The sequence below is a fragment of the Pseudothioglobus sp. nBUS_23 genome, assembly GCF_051201565.1.
In the GTDB taxonomy this organism is placed as follows: domain Bacteria; phylum Pseudomonadota; class Gammaproteobacteria; order PS1; family Pseudothioglobaceae; genus Pseudothioglobus.
In genome coordinates, this window is sequence record NZ_CP179200.1 from 1,706,550 (window position 1) to 1,729,053 (window position 22,504).

The 22,504-nt window shown below is 40.1% G+C and carries 21 protein-coding genes and 1 pseudogene; 3 read left to right on the forward strand and 19 right to left on the reverse strand.

From position 1 onward, the window contains the following. Window positions 1-2: 2 nt before the first annotated feature. From ACMAZA_RS08695 to ACMAZA_RS08765, 15 genes and pseudogenes are all read right to left on the reverse strand, one after another. Complete coding sequence (locus tag ACMAZA_RS08695; protein WP_435188769.1) at window positions 3-1,607, reverse strand: GMC family oxidoreductase; 1,605 nt, start codon at window positions 1,605-1,607, stop codon at window positions 3-5. Between the two features lie 3 nt (window positions 1,608-1,610). Next, window positions 1,611-2,492, reverse strand: a complete 882-nt coding sequence (locus ACMAZA_RS08700; RefSeq protein WP_435188771.1) for a carbohydrate ABC transporter permease — start codon at window positions 2,490-2,492, stop codon at window positions 1,611-1,613. Between the two features lies 1 nt (window position 2,493). Next, the gene (locus tag ACMAZA_RS08705; RefSeq protein ID WP_435188773.1) at window positions 2,494-3,519 is read right to left on the reverse strand and encodes a carbohydrate ABC transporter permease; all 1,026 of its coding nucleotides are present in this window, start codon (window positions 3,517-3,519) and stop codon (window positions 2,494-2,496) included. A gap of 92 nt (window positions 3,520-3,611) precedes the next feature. Further along, on the reverse strand, window positions 3,612-4,841 hold the full coding sequence (locus ACMAZA_RS08710) for an ABC transporter substrate-binding protein (RefSeq protein ID WP_435188775.1): 1,230 nt from the start codon (window positions 4,839-4,841) through the stop codon (window positions 3,612-3,614). 205 nt (window positions 4,842-5,046) lie between these two features. After that, on the reverse strand, window positions 5,047-6,027 hold the full coding sequence (locus ACMAZA_RS08715) for a hypothetical protein (RefSeq protein WP_435188777.1): 981 nt from the start codon (window positions 6,025-6,027) through the stop codon (window positions 5,047-5,049). Window positions 6,028-6,085: 58 nt separating this feature from the next. Continuing rightward, the gene (locus tag ACMAZA_RS08720) at window positions 6,086-6,793 is read right to left on the reverse strand and encodes an RraA family protein (protein ID WP_435188779.1); all 708 of its coding nucleotides are present in this window, start codon (window positions 6,791-6,793) and stop codon (window positions 6,086-6,088) included. Next, on the reverse strand, window positions 6,778-7,470 hold the full coding sequence (locus ACMAZA_RS08725; protein WP_435188781.1) for an alpha/beta fold hydrolase: 693 nt from the start codon (window positions 7,468-7,470) through the stop codon (window positions 6,778-6,780). Before ACMAZA_RS08725 ends, ACMAZA_RS08720 begins: the two co-directional genes overlap by 16 nt. A 2-nt stretch (window positions 7,471-7,472) precedes the next feature. After that, entirely contained in the window at window positions 7,473-8,600 is a 1,128-nt protein-coding gene (locus ACMAZA_RS08730; protein WP_435188783.1) for a cobalamin-independent methionine synthase II family protein, read from the reverse strand. A 22-nt stretch (window positions 8,601-8,622) separates the two neighbouring features. Then, entirely contained in the window at window positions 8,623-9,588 is a 966-nt protein-coding gene (locus tag ACMAZA_RS08735; RefSeq protein ID WP_435188785.1) for a cupin domain-containing protein, read from the reverse strand. A 3-nt stretch (window positions 9,589-9,591) separates the two neighbouring features. Then, window positions 9,592-10,560, reverse strand: a complete 969-nt coding sequence (locus tag ACMAZA_RS08740; protein ID WP_435188787.1) for a nuclear transport factor 2 family protein — start codon at window positions 10,558-10,560, stop codon at window positions 9,592-9,594. Window positions 10,561-10,570: 10 nt separating this feature from the next. Then, window positions 10,571-11,583: pseudogene (locus ACMAZA_RS08745) on the reverse strand (LacI family DNA-binding transcriptional regulator). Continuing rightward, window positions 11,583-12,350, reverse strand: a complete 768-nt coding sequence (locus ACMAZA_RS08750; protein WP_435188789.1) for an SDR family NAD(P)-dependent oxidoreductase — start codon at window positions 12,348-12,350, stop codon at window positions 11,583-11,585. Before ACMAZA_RS08750 ends, ACMAZA_RS08745 begins: the two are co-directional and overlap by 1 nt. Window positions 12,351-12,404: 54 nt before the next feature. After that, on the reverse strand, window positions 12,405-13,715 hold the full coding sequence (gene hisD / locus ACMAZA_RS08755; RefSeq protein WP_435188790.1) for a histidinol dehydrogenase: 1,311 nt from the start codon (window positions 13,713-13,715) through the stop codon (window positions 12,405-12,407). An 11-nt stretch (window positions 13,716-13,726) separates the two neighbouring features. Next, window positions 13,727-14,212: an ester cyclase gene (locus ACMAZA_RS08760; protein ID WP_435188792.1), complete on the reverse strand. Its 486-nt coding sequence runs from the start codon at window positions 14,210-14,212 to the stop codon at window positions 13,727-13,729. 13 nt (window positions 14,213-14,225) lie between these two features. Then, window positions 14,226-15,278: an ABC transporter ATP-binding protein gene (locus tag ACMAZA_RS08765; protein ID WP_435188794.1), complete on the reverse strand. Its 1,053-nt coding sequence runs from the start codon at window positions 15,276-15,278 to the stop codon at window positions 14,226-14,228. A gap of 195 nt (window positions 15,279-15,473) precedes the next feature. On the opposite strand from ACMAZA_RS08765, the gene ACMAZA_RS08770 reads away from it, so the two are divergent. Together ACMAZA_RS08770 and ACMAZA_RS08775 are read left to right on the forward strand one after the other, a co-directional pair. Further along, on the forward strand, window positions 15,474-16,385 hold the full coding sequence (locus tag ACMAZA_RS08770) for a 3-keto-5-aminohexanoate cleavage protein (protein WP_435188796.1): 912 nt from the start codon (window positions 15,474-15,476) through the stop codon (window positions 16,383-16,385). Window positions 16,386-16,387: 2 nt separating this feature from the next. After that, on the forward strand, window positions 16,388-17,866 hold the full coding sequence (locus ACMAZA_RS08775; protein ID WP_435188798.1) for a carnitine 3-dehydrogenase: 1,479 nt from the start codon (window positions 16,388-16,390) through the stop codon (window positions 17,864-17,866). Here the strand turns inward: ACMAZA_RS08775 and ACMAZA_RS08780 are convergent. Next, window positions 17,863-19,398 (reverse strand): trimethylamine methyltransferase family protein, encoded by a 1,536-nt coding sequence (locus tag ACMAZA_RS08780; RefSeq protein ID WP_435188800.1) that lies wholly within the window; start codon window positions 19,396-19,398, stop codon window positions 17,863-17,865. The two genes, ACMAZA_RS08775 and ACMAZA_RS08780, sit on opposite strands and share 4 nt — an antisense overlap. Before the next feature lie 177 nt (window positions 19,399-19,575). Here ACMAZA_RS08780 and ACMAZA_RS08785 point away from each other — a divergent pair, with 177 nt between their 5' ends. Continuing rightward, complete coding sequence (locus ACMAZA_RS08785) at window positions 19,576-19,923, forward strand: cupin domain-containing protein (RefSeq protein ID WP_435188801.1); 348 nt, start codon at window positions 19,576-19,578, stop codon at window positions 19,921-19,923. On the opposite strand, the gene ACMAZA_RS08790 is transcribed toward ACMAZA_RS08785, so the two are convergent. Genes ACMAZA_RS08790 through ACMAZA_RS08800 form a run of 3 tightly spaced genes read right to left on the reverse strand, consistent with a single transcriptional unit; the run spans window position 19,920 to window position 22,453 of the window. Further along, on the reverse strand, window positions 19,920-20,531 hold the full coding sequence (locus ACMAZA_RS08790; RefSeq protein ID WP_435188803.1) for a short chain dehydrogenase: 612 nt from the start codon (window positions 20,529-20,531) through the stop codon (window positions 19,920-19,922). The genes ACMAZA_RS08785 and ACMAZA_RS08790 overlap by 4 nt on opposite strands. 35 nt (window positions 20,532-20,566) lie before the next feature. Continuing rightward, window positions 20,567-21,151 (reverse strand): 1-acyl-sn-glycerol-3-phosphate acyltransferase, encoded by a 585-nt coding sequence (locus tag ACMAZA_RS08795; protein WP_435188805.1) that lies wholly within the window; start codon window positions 21,149-21,151, stop codon window positions 20,567-20,569. Between the two features lie 3 nt (window positions 21,152-21,154). Then, window positions 21,155-22,453, reverse strand: a complete 1,299-nt coding sequence (locus ACMAZA_RS08800; protein ID WP_435188806.1) for an MFS transporter — start codon at window positions 22,451-22,453, stop codon at window positions 21,155-21,157. Between the last annotated feature and the right edge of the window lie 51 nt (window positions 22,454-22,504).

Consider the following 22,504-nt stretch of genomic DNA (forward strand, 5'->3'; position numbering starts at 1 on the left):
ATTCACATCCCATTTAATATCATTCTAGCTCCTCGCTCAGCAATCATCATCGTTGGGGCAGAGGTATTACCACTCACAATGCTTGGCATGACCGAGGCATCGATCACTCTAAGGTTACTCATACCTTTTACTTTTAAATCAATTGGTGAGACGACTGCTAAATCATCGGTGCCCATCTTACAGGTTCCAACTGGATGATAAACTGTAAGGGATGTCCGACGAATATAAGCCAATAGCTCCTCATCTGACTGAACAGATTGTCCTGGAGCCATCTCCTCTCCTCGCACCTCATCAAACTCTTTAGATGACAAAACTTCTCTCGCTTTTTTGATGGCCTCAACAATATTTGCCTCATCTCTAGAGTCAGATAAAAAGTTGTGATCAATCAGGACTTGATATTTGTTACCATCACTCTTTAACTTAACTGAACCCTTGCTATGAGGCCTCAATAAACAAGTAAACAATGAGTAGCCATGACCGAACTCAAATTTTCTTCCTCGGTGGCTACGATATATAGGCGTAAAGTGAAACTGGACATCTGGATATTCAGGTGTTCCTAGTTTTGTAGCTGCAAAACCGCCAGCCTCAACAAAATTACTCGTCCACCAACCCATTCTTCTCAAAAGAAAGCTTAAAGGCGAGGTCATTACTTGAGGTAAAAATGATCTCCACGAAACTCCAATAGATTCTGCCTTGTTTGAGCGAACCGTTACCATGGTATCCAAATGGTCCTGAAGGTTTTCTCCAACTCCAGGAACATTATGGTGGCATGTAATTCCTTCCTTTTCAAGCTCCTTCTTATTGCCTATTCCAGAAGACAAAAGTATCCTTGGTGACTCGATAGCGCCAGCAGATAGCACTACTTCTTTATTACAATACAATTCTTTATCAACACCGTTAACTTGAAGTTTAATGGATTTGGCAGTATCGCCATCAATTTCAATTGATTCTACCCTTGCATGAGTCATTGTCGTTAGGTTAGATCTCGAAATAATGGGCTCAATAAAGGCTCTGTAAGAATTTACCCGAGTCCCCTTATCTTGATTTACCTTATAAATACCGAGGCCTAATTGAGAGGCATCATTGAAATCAGTGTTATGAGAGAGGCCTACATGAGCCGCAGACTTTACAAAGCGTTTAGCAGTCTTATTAATATCTTGTGGCATAACAACTGGCCACTCTCCATCTTTGGAATGGTACTTTGAATCTCCTCCTGTTTGATCTTTTTCAAGAGATTTAAAGATTGGTAAAACATCATTATAAGACCAACCTTTGCATCCAAGTTTTTCCCAATTATCATAATCATTCTTATTGCCTCGGATATAAATCATGCCATTAATAGAGCTTGAACCCCCAAGACATCTGCCTCGGTTAACCGTGATGACTCGGTCATTTAAGTGCTTTTGAGGAACGCCCTTGTAGGCATAATCAAGTTTTTTATGATCATAAGCAACAGAGAGGCCGGCAGGAATTTTGACCCAAGGACTTTTATCACTTCCGCCGCCCTCAATAAGACAAACTGTATTATTAGGATTTTCACTGAGACGATTAGCCAATACGCAACCAGCAGAACCTGCGCCTATAACAATATAATCGAATGTTTCCATGGTTTATCCCTTGACAGCTCCCGCCGTAAGTCCGCTTACTAGTTGCCTCTGAAAAAATAATACTAGAAGAAATAATGGGATTATAGATGAAACAACTGCTGCTACAGCAAACATCACATTACCCTCTGTTTGAGTTGTACCCATAAAACTAGCAATTTTTGGAACCATTGTTTGATTGTCTTGGTTTAAAAGAACAGCTGTGACAGCAAAATCATTATAAGCTAAAAGAAATGAGAAAAGGCCCGCCGTAATTACTCCAGGCCACATGACAGGAATAATCACATTTTTGAATGCTTGAAACTGTGTGCAACCATCTACTTTAGCACTTTCATCAAGCTCTTTCGGAATCGTTTGAAAAAATGAGTGAAGCATCCACAGAGTAAATGGCTGATTTATTGCCACTAACACAATGATGGTAGTGGGCAATAAACCCCAAACATTCCACGCATAAAATGGAGGAAGATATCCTGAAACCAAAGTTATTGGCGGTAAAGCACGAAAAACAAGAGCTATTATTAGAAGCCAAAATGAATAACGGAAGCCTGACCTAGAAAGCGCGTACCCTCCCAAAGTAGCAATAGTTAGTGAGGTAAGTACAGTAAAAAAACAGACTATTGCTGTATTAAGAAAAGCGCGCCAAAACTCTTCCTGAATCCATGCACCCTCATAGCCTGCGCCTGTAAAAGATTCTCCATATACCGCCTGCGTTCTAATCCCTGATATGGCATGTTTCCAGTCTCCCTTTGAGAAAAAATCTAACTCTACCTTAAAGGATCCCCACATTGTCCAAAAGAATGGAAAGGCGGCCAGAATTAACCAAAGCAACACAAAGCCATAAATCAATAACTGAAGTCCCAATGGTCTCTTAATTTGATTAGAAGTCATATCATTTGTCCGGATTAAATTCACGCCACGTTCTTATCAAAACTGGCATTAGAAGAATAACAACTCCGATGATTGTCAGAACTGATGTCGTTGCTGCAGACGAAAAAAGTCTGATTTCTTGACCAATATCATTCCATATAATCCATGAGAGTGAGGTTGCATGTGCTGATGCACTAAAACCAACTATTGGCTCAAATACTCGAAAGTTATCCATCAGTTGAATTAATGCCACGAAAGCAACTAGTGGCGACAGATGAGGAACTACAACATGAATAACTTGTTGAAAACGAGTAGCGCCATCAATCATTGCCGACTCCAAAGTTTCTTTAGGAACCGTTTGAAGACCAGCATAAAAAACAATAAACGCGAAAGGTGCGGAATGCCACACGCCATAAACAATCAGCGTTACCCAAGTTAGCCCAGTTGATGCCTTTAATGATAGATTTGGATCTGAAAATATCTCTTGGAGTCCTGAGCCAACTATTCCTCTCGCATCAATCATCCAAAATAAAATTAAAGAACCAACAAGGGGGGTTACAATCATTGGAAGCAATGAAAAGAACACCATAAGCCCTTTAAGGTGTCGATGCAGCGAGTTCACTGCCAGTGCAATTATTAATCCAAACAATATAACCAAAGGGGTTACCACAATGACATAAGTCAAAGTGAATCCCATTGCCCTATAAAATTGAAGATTATTAAGACTGGAAATAAAACCAGTGAAGCTTGTCCTATTTTCCCAAAACTCGGCAACCTCTTTAAAGGCTAGATGGTTTCGATCAGTATAGATTTCAAATCCAACCCACTTTCCTAAGGGCTGATCTTTCTTCAGTTGTTCGGTTGCCTGATGGTCAATAGTCGATTCTGTCTCACAGCCGAATGGATCGCAGATTTCAGAAACAAGCAATACCTCGTCATGGGGGGCATGAAATGACTGGCTCACAACAGAAGTTAGGGGCAACGCTATGAATAAAATCATCGCAAGCGCTGTAGGTAAAAAGAACCAAAAAAAAGTCTTATGCTTCATACAAGTTAATTATGGTTTAACACTCTATATTTCATAAAAAGAAGGGGCACGCTATAAACATGCCCCTACTTAGGAGATCAAAACATTAAAGTTTAGAGATAACCTTTTTCTTTAGCAGCAGTTGTGTAAGCTGCTTCTAAGTCAGCCAGTGCTTGACTAGCTGTTTCTTTTCCTTGCATGAAATCAACAAGCTCCTTACCTGCTGCTGAATGCATTAGACCAGCATATGGCAACATTGGATATGGAGTTGTTCCCATTGCAGCTGCAGCAAATACACCCTTGGCAGCATCTGTTGGCTGATAACCATCAATTAGCCAAACCGCTAACGGAGAAGTTTCATCGTTTAGCATTTCAGGACGAATTGCATGCATCATAGCCATAAAGGTAGCTTCTGCATCTGCATCCGAAATGTTCTTAGAAACAGTGAATCCATCCCACCATAGTGTTGAAGCAGGAGTTGAGCCACCGCCTACTGTCATTGGACCTGCAATATCAGTATTATTTGCAACTGTTGGATCTACTTCATCACTCTTAAGTGGTCCAACGCGAGAGCCCCACATATTCATAAGCGCAACATTACCTGCTTTCCATTCAGCACTCGTTGCATTTGAGTCGTGAGTCAAGAAGTCTGGGTTCATGTAATCTGATAACGCTCTCATCATGTGAAGTGCATCTTCACCATGTTGATTGTTAACTGCAATCTCAGCAGAACCAGGCTTAAAGAACTCACCGCCCTGACCAATGTACATATTGACAAATTCTTCAGCTAAGTTCCAACCAGCAGCATAAGCACCTCCGACTGGATGCTCCATCATTCCACTTGCACGTATATTCGCAGCAGCAACTAACATCTCTTCATAAGTTGTTGGCGGCGCAATACCTAACTGATCTAAGACATCTGCTCTGAAAACTAAATGCTGAGCGTTTGCCATGAAGGCAATACCCATAATCTTTCCATCAACAGTGATTAGCTGGCTCTTCTTTAGGCCTTGACCATGCTTAGCAACTAGATCATCAAGCGGTCTAATCACATCATTATTCATTAGTGCAACAATCGATGAGTTTGCAACAATCGCTGTTGTAAATTCAGCTGGATTACCTTGCATACCTGGCACATTAATTTTTTGGTGATCAGCAGTTAAGTTTTTCTCAACTGTAACACCTCCACCAGCACATTCCATAGCGCCTGCACCAACAGTTTGGATCGCTGGGAACTCATTTCCAACAATGCTTACACGGCCATCGGATGCTCCACATCCTGCCCAGGCACTAGAAGCTAATGTTGTTAACGCTACAACTGTAGCAATTTTTCTTAAAAACATATTTACTCTCCTATTTATACTCAATTAAATACTCTTAGTATCACATCGAATGACCTTAAATCTTCATTTTGCATACGATTGCAATGAATTATAACACAGTCTATATTAATATATAAATAATTTTGCATTCGTATTCAGAATATTCCTTTAGAATTTTTTTAATACTAATTAGCCTCATTATTGAACACTATTTTTCAGAATTCCACTACTTTTGCCATTTTGGCAACGGGTCATAGCCGAGCTGCAACAATACATGTGGAACATCGACAAATACCCAATTTTCAACTAAGAGCTCATTTTCACGACGCCACCAATCACAAACACGCATAAAAACTCGCTCGTTGGTTGGGCCTTGACCTAGGAATGGTTTAACGTTAACACCGGTCAATGATGGCCAGCCTCCTGAGCAGGTGTAATTGCCCTCGCCAAATCTTGTGAAGTGTTTTGTAAAGCCATTATTTTTTGTTCCACCTGACCACCCTTCAAACTGGGATTCAAACGGCACTTGAAATGAAGCAAACTCCTCAACGCCAATAAAAGAACCGAATGCACCTGGTCCATACCACATCATATTCTTATGCCAATAAGGACGCCAGGCCTCATTCTTAGTCGCTAATTTATTGAGCATATCGGTAACAATTTGATAGCTTTGCTGCCCCTCAGCAGGGTCTAGAGAATTTATTAGGACGCCATCTCGTGACGCGGGGCCCTGAATCAGACCGGTGTATCCTCGGGAATACCCTGGACCCATATCCAAAGGCCATTGATTGCAGGCAATCATCAGTTCTGGAATATCTAGATAAATATAGCTTTCTACAGCTTGTTCATTCTCGATACGGTGGAATTCACCATAGCGCAGATAACTCAGACTTTTTGTCGATTTAATGCCGATCCAATCATTTTCGAATTGACCAACATAATACCCGGTTGAGCTGATCCAATTTTGTCCCTCAAATTCTCCTGCCATGAAGATATCATCACGCCTATAGAGTCCTTCGAATGAATGTTGGAGCGGCAGGAGAAATTCATTAAGGTATATTTCTGCACCTTTGAGCTGATTAAACGGATGGACAACATTAATGTCAGCATCCTCACCAAAAAAAATCGCAATGTTGGAAGAGAAGTCTCCCGGATGGCTCAATGCCGCTGCATATTTCAAATAGAATGAACGGTCATATATCGACATAATTTTTCCTATTAAAATAAATAAACTTTATGGTAACTCAATGATCTATAGAATAAAACTAGGTACGGGATTTTTCAAAATCTTCCCATGCTCTTTTAAAATCATCAAAACTAAATTCTGTTTTTTCTGCAGGGTCTAATATGAGCCTTTCAGAAGCAAACAGCTTATGAATTGAATCTTTCAAAATAGGTATTACTTCATTCGGAACTAGAACTGCTCCATGACGATCTGCATGGATTAAGTTGCCTGGATTCACCGTCATTCCAAAGACATTTACAGGGGTATCTATCTCGCGGACATGCACAAAACCATGGCTAGGGCCTATTGAACCAGCGACTACCGGAAAGCCTTCTGCAAGATCACCTAAATCTCTCATTACTCCATTGGTTAGAGCTCCTGAAAGTCCAAACCCCTTGTGTACTTTAGTATTAATTTCTCCCCAATAAGCTCCGATACAGTCTGGAAAATCAAGATCCTCAATAACTACAACTGTTGGTCCATTTATTTCAGACATATAGCGATAGTAATTCATTCTTCGCTCTTTAATAATTTCTGGGTTTTCTTTCGGTGGTTCTATTGCTGCAATCTTTGCAGTTTTAGCAAAACCAACCATAGCTCCACCGTCTGCATCAGAACAAAGCATCGTTCCTCTAGTAAATTGGGAAAAGCCCCGTTTGCCTTGAGCAACCTCAATCGCATTACAGACAGTTGGTGTATCGACCGACTGAAGCAGTTTTAGTAAATCTGAATCTATCTCATCAGCCATTCTTTTATTACCTCCGTTGTTTCTCTGGGTTGCTCCAATGTAGGCATATGGCCCGCATTATTTATTATTTTTAAATCTGAATCAGTAATCATATTATGCATCATCTCATGCCTTTCCACAGGACATAATTTATCCTCCGAGCCACACAGAATCAATACAGGGATTTTAATTGATTGAATAGTATCCTGTTGATCTAACCTTGATTGAAGGGCTCTTGATTGATTAATAAAAACATCTGGCCCTAGGGTCAACGCCATATCCATACAAACATTTAGAACGCTCCTTTTGTTTTCACTTTCGGCAAGATAATTTGGTTTCATTTCATCTCGCATCACTTCGAGAAGCTTGCCCTGATTAACCTCTCTTATCTGGGGTTCTCGCTTTAATTTAACTTCGTCTAGTTCAGCCTTAGGATTTGTATCCATAAGTATGAGTTTCTCAATCCGATTAGGTGCTTGAGAATATATTTCCATAGCAACAATGCCGCCCATTGAATGCCCTAAGAGTGAAAAATTTTTTGGAGCCTTTTTTAACACATCTGAGGCCAACTCCCTGACTGATGAAAAATTCGAAATATCTGCAATAGTTACTTCAAGGTTCTGACTCAGTGCTTCTATTTGTGGGGAAAAGATTCTTTCATCACACATCATTCCCGGAACCATAACTAGACTTTTCACAACTAATTACTTGCAATTAAAGCGCCCTCAGATAGTGACTTCAGCTTAGCAAATGCAATATCAGGATCTACAGCTCCAAATCCTGCAAAGGTTCCAAAGCCACAGTCAGAGCCCGCTATAACTCTTTCCTTGCCGACAATGTTGACAAATTTATTGATCCTCTCAGCGACTAGCTCTGGGTGTTCAATAAAGTTAGTTGTCGTATCAACAACTCCAGGAACCAGTATTTTGTCATCTGGTATCTCTTTCTTTCGATCACGAAAGACTGTCCATTCATGAGCATGTCTTGGATTTGAGGTCTCGAATAATGTGTATTGAGCATCCGCTTTCATTAAAGTTCCAAACACCTTATTCATGTCAATATCACAGACATGTGGGCCCTCATAGTTTCCCCAGCAAATATGAATTCTTACTTTTTCAGATGGGACATTTTTTAGAGCATGATTTAAAGCCTCCATATGCGACTCTGCGATCTTTATGAACTCCGAATCCGATAGATCACTAAATAGCATATGTCTCGAAAGAGCCAGGTCCGGACAATCAAGTTGCAAGTCTAATCCTGAAGCGACAATCGTTTCATATTCTTCTCTCATAGCATCTGCAAGTGCTGCAAGGTAGGCATCTCTAGTTGCATAAAAATCATTCTGCAGAAATAAAGAAATGACACCCGGTGAGGCTGCATTCATAAAACCCCTCTCAACTCCATGAGCTTTCATTGCATTTTTTAAATTGGCGATATCTTTTTGAAGCTCTCCCTGACCCTTGGATTTTACTTCTCCAGTGCACATTGGCCTAGCATATTGTGGCGTACCTCCCTCATCTGCAAGTCTTTGAAGAAATCCTGGAAAAAGCTTTAAATCTTCTGGTGCATTTCTTGGGCTATCTCCCGAAAAACCGGTATATCTATCTTTGACATAAGTAGCATATGAAATTTTGGAGGTTTCGCCATCACTAACAATGTCAATTCCAGAGTTTTTTTGTTTTTCAACTGTACTCAAAACGTTTCTTTGCATACATTCATCAAAGCTATTTTGATCATATTTTTTATTATTTTCTCTAGCGAAAATAAAGTCGACCACCCCCTGACTTCTTGGCAGTGAGCCGACATGACTGGTTAAAATTTTATTCAAATCAATCTCCTTAAAATAAATACTACATTCTCCATGTTGGCCCTGCTATATCATTAGTCTTAGTCACCCGAAAAAGACTGGCATCATTTGAGTTTAATGGAACCATTCTATAAGTTAGGTTTGGCGTTATGAGGCATGTGTCCCCCTCTGACAATTCTGAACTACCACCTTCATACTCTAAAGACCAGCTACCCTTTGAAATCATATTAACTTGATACTGGTCTGGAAAATCAAACTCATCAATAAACGAATTATTTGTAATAAAGTCAACTTCAAAACCGGGTCTATCTTTTAATATTCCGTTTTTACCTATGACATTGACTGAGCCTTTTTTTGAGCTTTCAAAGAGATCTGCTGCACTAACAAAAAAATTTTCTTGAAATTCTTCGGTTGTAACGATAGGAAAATCTTTTAGCTCGTCTTCACTTAAAAGAGGCATTGGATTAACATGGCTTGGTAGCGACTCTCCTTTTTTAGTGTCATAAAGCAACCCATTTTCACCCAATATCAAACCATATTCTTTGGCATTATTGATGACTTCTGGAGCCCATGTCACTCCGCCTCCCGCATCATCACCTCCGAGAACTGCCATTAACATTCCATAGGAATTACCAATATTTTTAAATGCTCTAAAAACACCAGTAGGTATATTAACCAAGTCTCCTTCATTCGCAATCACTTCACCATCTTTTCCATCACGGCCCCAAAAGAAACGCCACCTTCCTTTAAGGACATAAAAAACTTCTGCTGTAGTGTGAGAGTGTAATGAATTAGTACAGCCTGGTGGCTGACCAGCTGCACCAATATTAAAGCCAGGAGTCTCCTTAATATGAACATGTTGATCAGGGCTTTCAGAAACCCCAGAACCAATAATTGTAAAATTTTCTTTTTGATTTGAGCCAGGCGTATGGGCATCAATAAATGCCGTCTTACATGGCTTTAAATCAGCATATCTCACAATAAATTTTTCCATCTCTTTCGAGGTCATAAATTAGCCTGTTTTGATTATTATTTGCTTCCATAAAGCTGTTTCATCGAACAGAGTGTATTCCCTTCTTAATCCCCACGGTCCAAACTCTGCATGGGTAACTCCCATAACATATAAATCAGCCCCTGTAGGTTCACCAAAAACCCCCCATCCATCATGCTTACCTTTGAGATTCCATCGAACCGCGGCTCTTGGAGAAAGCTGTTCATCTTCGCGTCCGATTTGATGCTCTACTGTAAATTTTGCACTTGGCATTGAGGAGCGAAGACCCATCCAAAACTCTTCTGCATGATTATATGAATGACCACTGACGCCTCCTGGATATTCAAGATGACAGCCCCGGTCATATTGAGACCTAAAGACTGAGGAATCTGAATTCATAATACGCTCCAATATGTCAACGAATCTCTCTCCCCATTCATTTTGGTTACCTTTTCCAGTGTATGGTCCAGCCAAATCCATCGAATCATTGAATGGATGCTGGCATTGCTGAACACCCCCCTCCTGATCTATCTGATTTCTAGCAAAATCCTGCGGAGTCATGCCTAGCTGTCTAACAATAGCTCCTTGGTCTCTTATTAGCCACTCATCATTTACCTGGTTGTTGATTGCATGACAATCTGCAATGGTCCTGAATACAACTTTTTTACCAGTTGCATTTCCAAATGAGCCATCTCCGAGATGGGAGGCTGTTGAAATAATTCGATGAGAAGACAACATCCCTTTCTCTGGACTGCCTGACCAAATTACATCTTCTCCTAAAAGCTTACGATCAGGAAACTCAAATAATGTTGCCTTGGTGGCATCGATAACTGTGTTATTGCCAATCACCAGAGAGGGTGGCGCTCTTAAAATAATATCATCTGAATATAGATACAGAAGTTTATCAATACCTCTCTCTTCCCAAATTTCATGAGTTATGCCATTAATCCAATCTGGAAAATTTGCATACTTTGAATCGAACCCTTCCATTAATTATCTCCTATTTTTCAGACATTCTTGCAGACCCTCTGACCATGAGTGGGCCATCAATTTCAATTCTTCTTGCGGTTGTAGTCTTGTTCTCAATACTTTCAATTAATATTGAAACGGTTTCTGCTACCATTCGATTTGCAGGTTGACGAACAGTTGTTAGGTCGTAGGCTGGCCATGATGAAATGGGGACATCATCATATCCAACAACAGAGACCTGCTCGGGGACTTTTAGTCCAAGCTCAAACCTAATTACATCTATCACTGCAATGGCCATTGCATCATTAGCAATGAAAACTGCATCTGGATAATCTTTTTTGGTAAACATTTTTCTTGCAGCTTGTCTAGCTTCATCTGTATTAAAGTTGCCAACTTCGCGAGCATAGAGCTCTTGTCCATTTCTGGCTAGCTCATTTACGAATCCTTTTTCTCGATCTCGTTGCGTAGAAGCTCCTTCCCAACCCGCAATATATCCAATTTTCTTATGGCCCCCAGCCATAAGAAATCGTGCAACTTTCTGACCACCAAGCTCATTATCAGATGTGACTGCAGAGAACCTTTCATCATCTTGAGATCTATTAAATAGGACAACAGGGACTCCAGCTGATCCACATCTTTTTGCCAAGTCAGAGGACATAGAAACAGATGCAGCAATAATTCCATCAACTTGATAGTCTAATATTTCATCAACTGCATCCTCAATATCATCCTCAGTATTTCCAGCCATAAATATAAGAACGTGATATCCTTTCTTTTGAAGAGCACTGGATAGAAGCTCTAATGCCTCTGGATAAAAATAATTATCAAGATAGGCCACAACAAGCCCAATAATTCTTGACTTTCCTGTTATCAATGAACGAGCAAGAACATTTGGCCTATAGCCAAGCTTTGCTGCCGCCTTACGAACTAATTCGTCTGTTTTTTTAGAAGATGACGCTCCAGGGTAAACACGCGAGAAACAGCAGACTGGCTAACACCGGCTAATTTAGCGACCTCCAATGATGTAACTTTTTTATTTTCCATTAGTCTGCAGTCCATCCTCCGTCTATCATCAAAGCAGAGCCAGTGATCATGCTAGATGCATCTGACGCAAGAAAGACCACTGCTCCCATCACATCCTCAACCTCTCCAACTCGACCTAGTTTAATCTTGTCTTCTATCCATTTTTTGCGATCCGGATTGTCAAATGTAGACTGTGTTAAGGGCGTTCGAATAAATGTTGGACAAATGGTATTCACTCTAATTTGATGCCTCCCCCACTCAATAGCCATTGCCTTTGTAAACCCCTCGACAGCATGTTTTGAGGCCGCGTATACTGCTCGATCAACCCCGCCAACATGGCCCATTTGAGAAGATATATTAATCAACGATCCAGGCTTTTTTGCTTTAATTAAAGCTTTTGCAATAGACTGTGTAAGGAAGTATGCTCCCTTAAGATTTACATCCATTACCGCCTCAAAATCTTCGGCGGATGTTTCTAACGAGGGAGTATGTCGACCCAAGCCAGCACTATTAACCAAAACATCAAAAGGCTTTTGTTCTTTTAAAACAGTATCAATTGAGACTAAATCTGAGATATCAATCTGTAAAGTCTCTGCACTGAATCCTTTCATGATAATTGCCTCAGCTGCTTCACTTAAAGCTTTAATATTTCTTGAGGCTAAGACAACATCAGCTCCGGCCTCAGCCAGAGCAACTGCACATCCTAAGCCAATTCCTGATGAAGCGCCAGTTACTAACGCCCTAAGGCCATCCAGTCTTAATGAAGGCGTCTTAGGTAAATCAATCATTTATTGCGCTCCTTGCTAACTACAAGGGCTTTATTGGTTGAGTGCAAACTAGACTTATTGAGCAGCTTTACCATAGGGCACATCTTCACCACCATAACGCCTAACTCTTATGTTGGCCTGCTCTGCATGACCCACAAAAGACTCAAGCATACAGAGTCTTGAGCAGTATCTGCCAATCTTGACAGCTGCTTCATCCGTTGTAATTTTTTGGTAGCTATGTGTTTTAAGATACTTACCAACCCATAGACCGCCAGTGTAGCGCCCCGCTTTTTTTGTAGGAAGCGTATGGTTAGTTCCAATCACCTTATCACCATTTGATACGTTAGTTCTTGGTCCTAAAAATAATGCACCATAAGAGTGCATATTTTCCAGGAACCAGTCATCTCGATCAGTCATTACTTGAACATGCTCAGAGGCAATCTCATTGGCAACCTCAAGCATTTCATCGTAGGTGTCACAAACAACAACCTCACCATACTCCTCCCAACTAACGCCAGCAGTATCGGCTGTAGGAAGAATGGTGAGTATTCTATCAATTTCATTAAGAGTCTCATCTGCAAGATTTTGACTATTGGTTACAAGGACCGCTGGCGAGTTATAGCCATGCTCAGCCTGACCAAGAAGATCAGTTGCGCACAATTCAGCATCTACTGTCTCATCTGCAATCACCATAGTCTCTGTTGGACCAGCAAAAAGATCAATTCCAACTCGTCCGAAGAGTTGTCTTTTAGCTTCAGCCACATATGCATTACCTGGACCGACCAGCATATCGACTGGGGCAATCGTTTCAGTGCCTAAGGCCATAGCACCAACAGCTTGAATGCCACCAATGACATAAATCTCATGAGCTCCACCAAGATGCATTGCAGCAATGACCGCTGCATTAGGCTGACCTTGATAGGGCGGAGTGCAAGCTACAATTCTAGGAACCTTTGCAACACTAGCTGTAACTACTGACATGTGTGCAGAGGCAACCATTGGGAACTTCCCTGCTGGCACATAACAGCCTACTGACTGAACAGGAATATTTTTGTGTCCAAGAATAACTCCTGGCATTGTTTCAACTTCAATATCTTGCATCGAGTCTCTTTGAGCTTGTGCAAAGTTCCTCACTTGTTCTTGAGCAAACTTAATGTCTTTCATGTCTCTATCAGACACATTTGAAATAAGATTATCAATCTCAGCTGAGCTTAGTTTGTATGATTTTGGTGAATAATTATCAAACTTTTCTGAGAACTCTCTAACAGCAGCATCACCTTTTTCTTCAATGACTTTTAAAGTATTTTTGACTACCTCACTTACCTGAGCATCGTCGATTGCTTTATCTTCAGCAGTTTTTCCTTTTTTTAAATAATATATTGCCATAGTAATTCCAATTAATTAGGTTTGGGTGGTTCGGCCTCACCCCGATCAAAAGCCTCCCAACCCTGGCCATTAAAAACATCAACTCCAAGTTGGGCAAGAATACTTGGGAAATCTACATTGACCCAATTATCAACAATGAGGCCATCTCTAACTTCCCAAAAATCTGTGTAATGAATTTTCACGCGCTTATTTGTAGGTTTAATGCCCATGAATTCTCCACTATGAACAGCATCGATGTGCCCAAAACAAGAAGCCCATTCACCATCCACAAGAAACTTGTCTGTTTTATAGATTCTATCTGTAAAAGCTGCTCTTAAAGGGAGCTGCCAGTTGTTTCGAAACTCTTCAAGATTATTTTTTGTTCCACATCCTTGATTGCCCATCCATCGAAAATCTTTATGAAAATGCTTATCCATACTATTTGAATTAGCCCCTAAAGCCTCTTCCATTGCCTTGATTACTGCAAGGGTTTTTTGGGATTTTTCATCATAACTCATAATATCTCTCTAACTAGCTGTCTAGCATTTGTCCAGTTTCACTATCAAACAATAAGCATAAATTTGCAGAAATATTAGCCATAACCTTTGAACCTATATCAACGTGATAGTTTTTGTCAGACTTAATTGAAATCAATTCTCCTCCAGATTTGATGGATACCATTGTCATATCTCCAAGAAGCTCCATTGAAAATGCTGGAGCAGAAATAGCACCTTTTGACTTAACAATAACTGCATCCTCTGCTCTAAAACCAAGAGTCACATTGCCCTTGTGTTTTTTACTCAAACCATCAATCTTTACGCCTTCACACGTGAAAACACCATCCTTAATTGAGCCTTTCAATAGATTCATAGCTGGCGACCCAATAAAGCTTGCAACGAAACTATTGGCGGGTTTGTTGTATATTTCTTGAGGTGTTCCAACTTGCTGAACGATTCCAGCATTCATTACAACAACTCTGTCTGCCAAAGTCATTGCCTCTACCTGATCATGTGTCACATAAATAGTGGTAACTTTTAAACTGTGCTGTAAATTTTTTATTTGTGCACGAGTAGAAACACGTAATTTAGCATCGAGATTTGATAATGGCTCATCCATCAAAAAAACTGTTGGCTCTCTTACAATTGCTCTTGCTAGTGCAACTCTTTGCCTTTGCCCTCCAGAGAGTTCTGCTGGTTTTCTGTGAAGAAAATCATTCAGTTCAACCATTTCAGAGGCCCTCATCACTTTCTCATCATGGAGAGATTTATCAATTTTTCTAACCTTTAAAGGAAAACGAATATTTTCATAAACTGTCATGTTGGGGTATAACGCATAAGATTGAAATACCATGGCAACATCTCGGTCTTTTGGTTCAAGAGAGTTAACCACTTTTCCATCAATTAAAACCTCACCACTTGTAACATTCTCAAGGCCAGCAATCATTCTCATTGTCGTTGTCTTGCCACAACCTGAAGGCCCTAACAAAACTAAAAACTCTTCGTCAGGTATAGTAAGGTTAAAGTTATCTACACCGACAAAATTACCCCATCGTTTTGTAAGATTTTTTAATTCAATTTCTGCCATAATATTCTTGTGTAAACTAATTCTTATAAATTAAGGAATGTAAGCAAAATGCATACGATTGCAAAATATTATAGCACAAGGTTTTTTCTTTTAAAGGTAATGTTGCAATCCTATGCAAAAAAATTTACTAATTTAACTGATTTTTGATTTGAATTTTGAAATAAAATTCAAATTTCTATTTAAGGGGAGAAGAATATGACAAACCTGCAACCATCGAGAGAAGTCTTTATTACTTGTGCTGTTACCGGCTCAGGTGACACAACTGGAAGATCTGATAAGGTTCCTATTACGCCGCAGCAAATAGCAGATTCTTGCATCGAAGCATCTGAAGCTGGTGCAGCAATTGTTCACATTCATGTTCGAGACCCTAAAACAGGTGTCCCAGCTCGTGATCCTGATCTCTATAGTCAGGTGATCGAAATAATCAAGAAATCAAACGTTGACATGGTCATCAACTTTACTGCTGGAATGGGTGGTGATATTGTGTTTGGATCAGCTGAAAAGCCTTTTCCGCTCAATGAAGCTGGCACAGACATGGTTGGAGCTACAGAAAGACTGGAACATGTTCGGAATCTTCTTCCAGAAATATGCACCATTGATTGTGGCACTATGAATTTTGGTCATGGTGATTATGTAATGACCAACACTTCGTCTGTTCTTCAAGAAATGGCTCGTCAGGTTCAAGCACTTGGTGTCAGACCAGAGATTGAGTGTTTTGATACGGGTCACTTACAACTGGCAATATGGCTTAAGAACCAAGGACTAATTGATGATCCAGTCATGATTCAGCTCTGCATGGGAATCCCCTGGGGCGCTCCAGATGATATGCATACCTTCTTAGCGATGACTTCAAGTATCCCCAAAGATTGGACTTTTTCAGCCTTTTCAATTAGTAGAAACCAGTTACCTTTTGTCGCAATGGCAGTTCTTGCAGGTGGCAATATACGTGTTGGCTTGGAAGATAATATATATCTAAAGAAAGGAGTTCTCGCTACGAACGGTGATCTTGTTAAAAAGGCAGTTCAAACTGCTGAAGGAATGGGGTGCACTATACTCGGTCCTGAGCAAGTTCGTAAAAACTTAAAATTAGAAAAGCGCTGGGGTTAAGTATGGCTCAGATAAAGTCTGCAGGTGTTATTGGAGCGGGCGTTATTGGAAGCGGATGGATAGCTCGTCTTCTTCTAAATGGTGTTAATGTTTGTGTCTTTGACCCTTCAAAAGAAGCCCCTAAAAACGTTGACAAAGTTATTCAAAATGCTGAAAGAGCATACAAAAACTTACTCAAGTCAAAGCTCCCTGAGAAAGGAAATCTTACATTTGCAAAAACTATTACTGATGTTTCTAAGTCTTCAGAATTAATAATTGAAGCAGTTCCGGAAAGACTTTCTGCAAAACAATCTGTTTATGATGAAATTGAGTCTAATGGCTCTAAAGATTTAATTATAACTTCATCCACTTCAGGAATACTGCCCTCAGATCTGCAGTCAGAAATGAAACATCCAGAGAGGCTGATAGTTGCACATCCATTTAATCCAGTCTATCTATTGCCACTAGTAGAGCTAGTGGGTGGAAAGCAAACAGCTCACGAAGTGATTGACAAAGCTTCAACTATTTTTACTCATATTGGCATGTTTCCTCTTCAAATTAAAAAAGAGATACCTGCCTTTATTGCTGACAGACTTCTTGAATCAGTTTGGAGAGAAGCTTTATGGCTGGTTAATGATAATGTTGCTACAACAGAAGAAATTGATGATGCAATTCGCTATGGTTTTGGCTTAAGATGGGCTCAAATGGGTCTTTTTGAAACTTACAGACTGGCTGGTGGTGAGGCTGGAATGCGACACTTCATTTCTCAATTTGGTCCTTGTCTTGAATGGCCCTGGACCCATCTAATGGATGTCCCAGAGTTCACTGATGAACTCGTTGACAAGGTCTCCAGCCAATCTGATGCTCAATCTGGGCAATACAGCATTGATGAACTAATGCAGAAGCGTGATGACAACTTGGTTGATTTTTTGAAAGCTCTAAAAGAGAATCGATGGGGTGCTGGAAATCTATTAAAAGAATACGATGAGGCTCTATCAAACGCAGCGAATAAACTAGAGTTTTCAGAGCTTGATCTATCTCAACCTATTGATACTTATTCGACTCACATACCCAAAGAGTGGGCCGATTATAATGGCCACATGACTGAAGCGAGATACCTTGATTGCTTTTCAGAGGCAACAACGGAGTTAATGTCGATTATTGGCGCTGATGAAGAATATATTGCTAAAGTTGGCTCCTACTTTACAGTTGAAACACACATCAGGCACTTAGATGAAGTATTAATAGGCGAACGAATCTACTCCAAAACGCAAGTGATTTATGGTCAGAACAAAAAACTTCACCTCTTTCATTGGCTCCATCATAATGATGGAAGGCTCCTTGCAACAGCGGAACATATGTTGATTCATGTTGACCTAAAAACGCGCGGTGCTAGTATGCCTAGCGATCTAGTAATGGATAGAATGGAGCGCATTTATAACGCGCATAAAAATTTACCTAAACCAGAAGGAATAAGCCGGGCAGTCGGGGATAAAGTCTAATACCACTCATCTGCCATACTTTCTTTTTTCTTCGCCATATAGTCTATTAAGGCTTCGTCTATAGACTCATCTAGAGGTGGCTCCATATACTCTTCTAACATCTGATTCCAACGCTCATAAGCTCTTTGCTCAGAATCTTTGGAGCCATCTTCCACCCACTGCTCATAAGAATTGTTATCAGGAAGCTCTGCTCGATAGTTCGCAGTCTCAAAGTTTTCAGCTGTGTGCTGAGTTCCCAAGAAATTCTCGCCTGGAGAATTTTCCATAAATGCACTGCTGGCTAGGGAATTCTCATCAATAGTCAATCCCTCAAACATGCGATGCAGCATTCCAAGTCGATCACAGTCAAGTATAAACTTTTCGTAACCAACAACCAACCCTCCTTCAAGCCAACCCGCAGCCTGATGCATAAAGTTGGCACCAGCTAGAATTGCTGGATACATGGAGTCTACAGACTCTTGCATGGCCTGAGCATCGGCAACCTTTGAAGCAGTATAGTGGCCGCCCGCCCTAAAAGGCAACTTAACTCTTCTGGCCATCTGTCCAACGGCATAAGTTGCTAGGCTTGACTCGGCAGTTCCAAAAGTAGGTGCTCCTGACTTCAAATCCATTGTTGTCAAGAAGTTTCCATATACCGCACTTGAGCCAGGCCTTATAAGTTGTGTGAGTGCGACCCCGACTAATGTTTCTGCATGAGCTTGCGCAATAGCTGCTGGCATCGTGACCGGGGACATTGCGCCGCCCAAAATAAATGGCGTTATAACGACGCCCTGATTCGCTCTTGCATAACCTTTGAGGGCATCAGTCATAGTTTTGTCATAGACCAACGGGGAATTAACATTGATATTACCCTGAATAACACAGTTCTTATCCAATACATCTTCGCCAAATACAATGCGCGCCATATTGATTGAATCTTCAACTCTATCAAGTGCCGTTACTGAGCCCATAAAAGGCTTATCAGAATACTTAATATGGGAATAAACCATATCTAAATGGCGTTTATTGACAGGAATATCAACCGGCTCACAGTTGGTGCCACTTGTATGATGAAGCCATGGAGTCATATGGGAGAGCTTTATCAAATTATTAAAATCTTGCATGTTGCCTTGCCGCCTTCCGCCCTTAAGATCATATACAAAAGGAGATCCATATGCTGGACCTAGCACTAACTTATTGCCTCCAAATATGGTTGATCTTTTAGGATTCCTTCCAAGCATTTCGAACTCACTTGGAGCAGTCTTACAGAGATTTTGAACAAGGCCCTTATCAAACTTTACAAGAGTTCCTTTAACAGTTGCTCCAGCATCCTTAAATAAGTTTAAAGACTCTTCGTCATCCCAAAATTCGAGACCAACCTCTTTCAGGATCCAATCAACGTGATCATCGATTTTTGAAAGCTCTTCTTCACTAAGCATATCATAGCACTTGATATTTCGAGTCAAATATCTTGGTGGGTCAATCTGCTCTGATTTTTTTCGTTCTGCAATTTTTGCCGAACGACCTCCTTCTCCTCTTCGACGATTTGACATAAGCACTCCAAAAAAAACTAATTCGAAAAATGTTAGATTTGATCTAAGTCAATGTTAATTCAAATAAAAAATTATCTCAAGTTAATAAATTTAATAGTTTTTATTGATTTTTTTTATATAAGTTTAAAAAATAAACAATATAATCAAATGTCAATATAAAAAATAAGGGGTCAATAAATGAAAAAAATGGAGCTGAAAGGCAATATTACATCTGAGACACTCCCTCTTTTTGAGGGTGACAATGCTTACTTAAAAGATTTTGCCACCTCAAATGATGAAGCTGCGCCGATTACTGCTGGCCTGTTTCGGCTAGAGAAGGGTGAGTCAATTACTTACGACTATACCTATGAAGAAATGAAGTTAATCATTGACGGAGAGTTTCATATCAGTGATGGCTCAGGTGAAAAGATTACAGCAAGCAAAGGGGATTTAATTTATTTTCCTAAAGGGAGCGTTATCACCTTCCGAACTGATGATTTTGGTCTGGGTTATTTTGTAGGCCAAAGAGGTCAAGACGAAGCTTAGAGAGACCTGGTTTGACAAAGCACTCTTCCGCTTATTGGTGCAGAAATCGTTCTTCTGTAGGCCTCAACAATTCGTTTTTCTGAAGTGGGCTCGAATCCATCGAAGACCATTCCATAATGCTCAACAGAGTTCTCAATAATAGAGGGTGAAACTATATTTATTCTGAGCCTACCAGCGTACTCTGCAGCCAATGTTGAAACGCACATGTTTAATGCGCCGTTTGCTGCGGCTGCGGCTGAACCTGACAAAATTGGCTCGTCTCCAATGATTCCACTTGTCAAAGTGATCGAACCATTTTCAGTGAGATAGGGAATTGCTGCTTTTGCTAAATTTAGTTGGCTTAAGCACTTATTAGATATTCCTACAGCAAAGTCCTCCATTGTCAACTCCTCAAATGGTTTGAAAGGAGCTCGAACACCAGCACATGAAATTAAAGCATCAAAAGGACCAATTGTTGCAAATGCAGCTGATACGCTCTCAAAGTCTAAGGCATCAATTTTTAAATCAGGTCCAGAGCGGCCAGCTCGAATAACCTCATAGTCTTTAAGTCCACCAACTACAACACTTCCAAGTCTTCCTGTTGCACCAACGACAATAATTTTTTTCATAAAACTCCTTAATTAACTTTCTTATTTTAATGATATCACTTTAGAAGCAGGCTACCAATACCTCTTTTTACTTCTTCTTTTGTTGCACTAGAATCTAACGCCTTTCCAATCCTGACATTGACATCTCGACGGAAACTAAACTTCATGCTTCTTTTGACTAATCTTGGTGCTTTGGAGAAAAAACTACCCCACATATTGTTAATCGCGAAAGGAACAACTTTGACTCCCTCCTTGGACTGGGATAAAACTTTTTCAAAGCCTCTTTTTAAATCACTCAACTCTCCTGAAGTTGAGACATGGCCTTCTGGAAACAAGCCAACAACACAATCATCTTCTAATAGGTTAACAATATTTTGCATCGCATTTCTACTATTCTCAGGCCTTATAGAGACTGCACCAACAGCTCTTAAAATCGTATTGAAAATAGGCTTTCTGTAATAATCATCGTGGACAACAAATCTTATTGTTCTTGGAGTTGCCCACTGAATAAAGGCAAAGTCTATATAGCTAATATGATTTCCTAGAAGTAAAACAGGGCCGCTCTTTGGAATATTTTCAATTCCATGAACTTTTAGTCGATAACGCCATCCGAATAAAAGGAGACCTGCAAGTTGGCGCATATATTAAAGAATGGCTTTAAGTTTTCTCAATACAATACTGAATCCAACAACCGCAATGAATGCATTGAAGTAAAGTATAAACTCACTTCCAAAACTTAGGTTTGCTAGAAAAACTGTAAAGATTAAAAGACTTATCATTGCAATATTTTGAAGCCAGTTCTTTCCTGCAAGCATACTTCCCAGCCCATCTTCTGGTGAGTTGGCTTGCATTAAGGCATTAAGTGGGACAATCATCATGCCTGCGCCAACCCCAAATAACAAAATAACAGTGGTAACCAAAATGAGTGCTGTAGAGTCTGGAATAAAACTTAGGCTAGAGATTACTGGCACCAGTATCGCGCATACTGTAATCATAATTGACCCACTATAAATATTATTAATGCGAATATTATTGAAACTTTTTCTGCCAGACAAAAATGCTCCAATCATAATTCCGATAACTGATGATGCAAGCATTGCATTGACAACGAGTGGACTCTCTACTCCAAAATTAACTTTCGCATGAGCAGGTATCACGGCCACTAAGTTTTGCGACATACCCCAAAAAATTGCTGTGCCCAAAATAGAGTACCAGACAATTGCATTCGCCCTCATGGCCCTAAAGTTTGTGGATAAATAATGAAAGGAGATTAACTTTCCAATTGAAAGTTTTACTTCACTCAACTTGGCAGGATAGAAGCGAGTTCCAAGAGTTGCCAAGAATTCAATCGTTGATAATCCAACTAAAACCCAGCCTACAGGAGCTATTTTCATTAAAATCGCCTCGGGGGTGACAACTTGCATTGTTCCAAGATAGGCTTCAAATAAAAAAGAGAAGAAAACTGTACCCAATAGAATTGCGATTAATACTACTGATGAGTGATACGCATTCCCTTTACTTAAGCCAGCCTTGCTAAGGCACTCTTTAATGTACCCCATTTTGGCAGGTGAGTAAATTGCACTTTGGGTTGCAAGCAGAAGCGTGAATCCAAACGCAGTTTTATATAAACCGTTATAGTAACAGAAGGTAATTGCCAAGGTAATTAGCACTGCCGAAAAGGCACTAAAACGCATCACGCTAGTCTTTGCAAATCTGTCAGAAAGGTATCCAGACATCGTGAAAAGTAGGATAAAGGGCACCAGAATCATGGCATTTACAACAGCTGTCAAAATTATTTGCTGCTGCTCACCATAAATCATAAAGATAGTATTTTGAATAATGATTTTGTGACCTAAATCCACAAATGCATTAAGAAATACAGCAACTAAGTAGATTGAAAATACTAAGGAACGCTCTCTGCTAATTGGTTGACTTTCTTCCATAACTCTCCAGGCTAATGTCTCTAACTAGACAGTATAAGAGAATTATTAGGA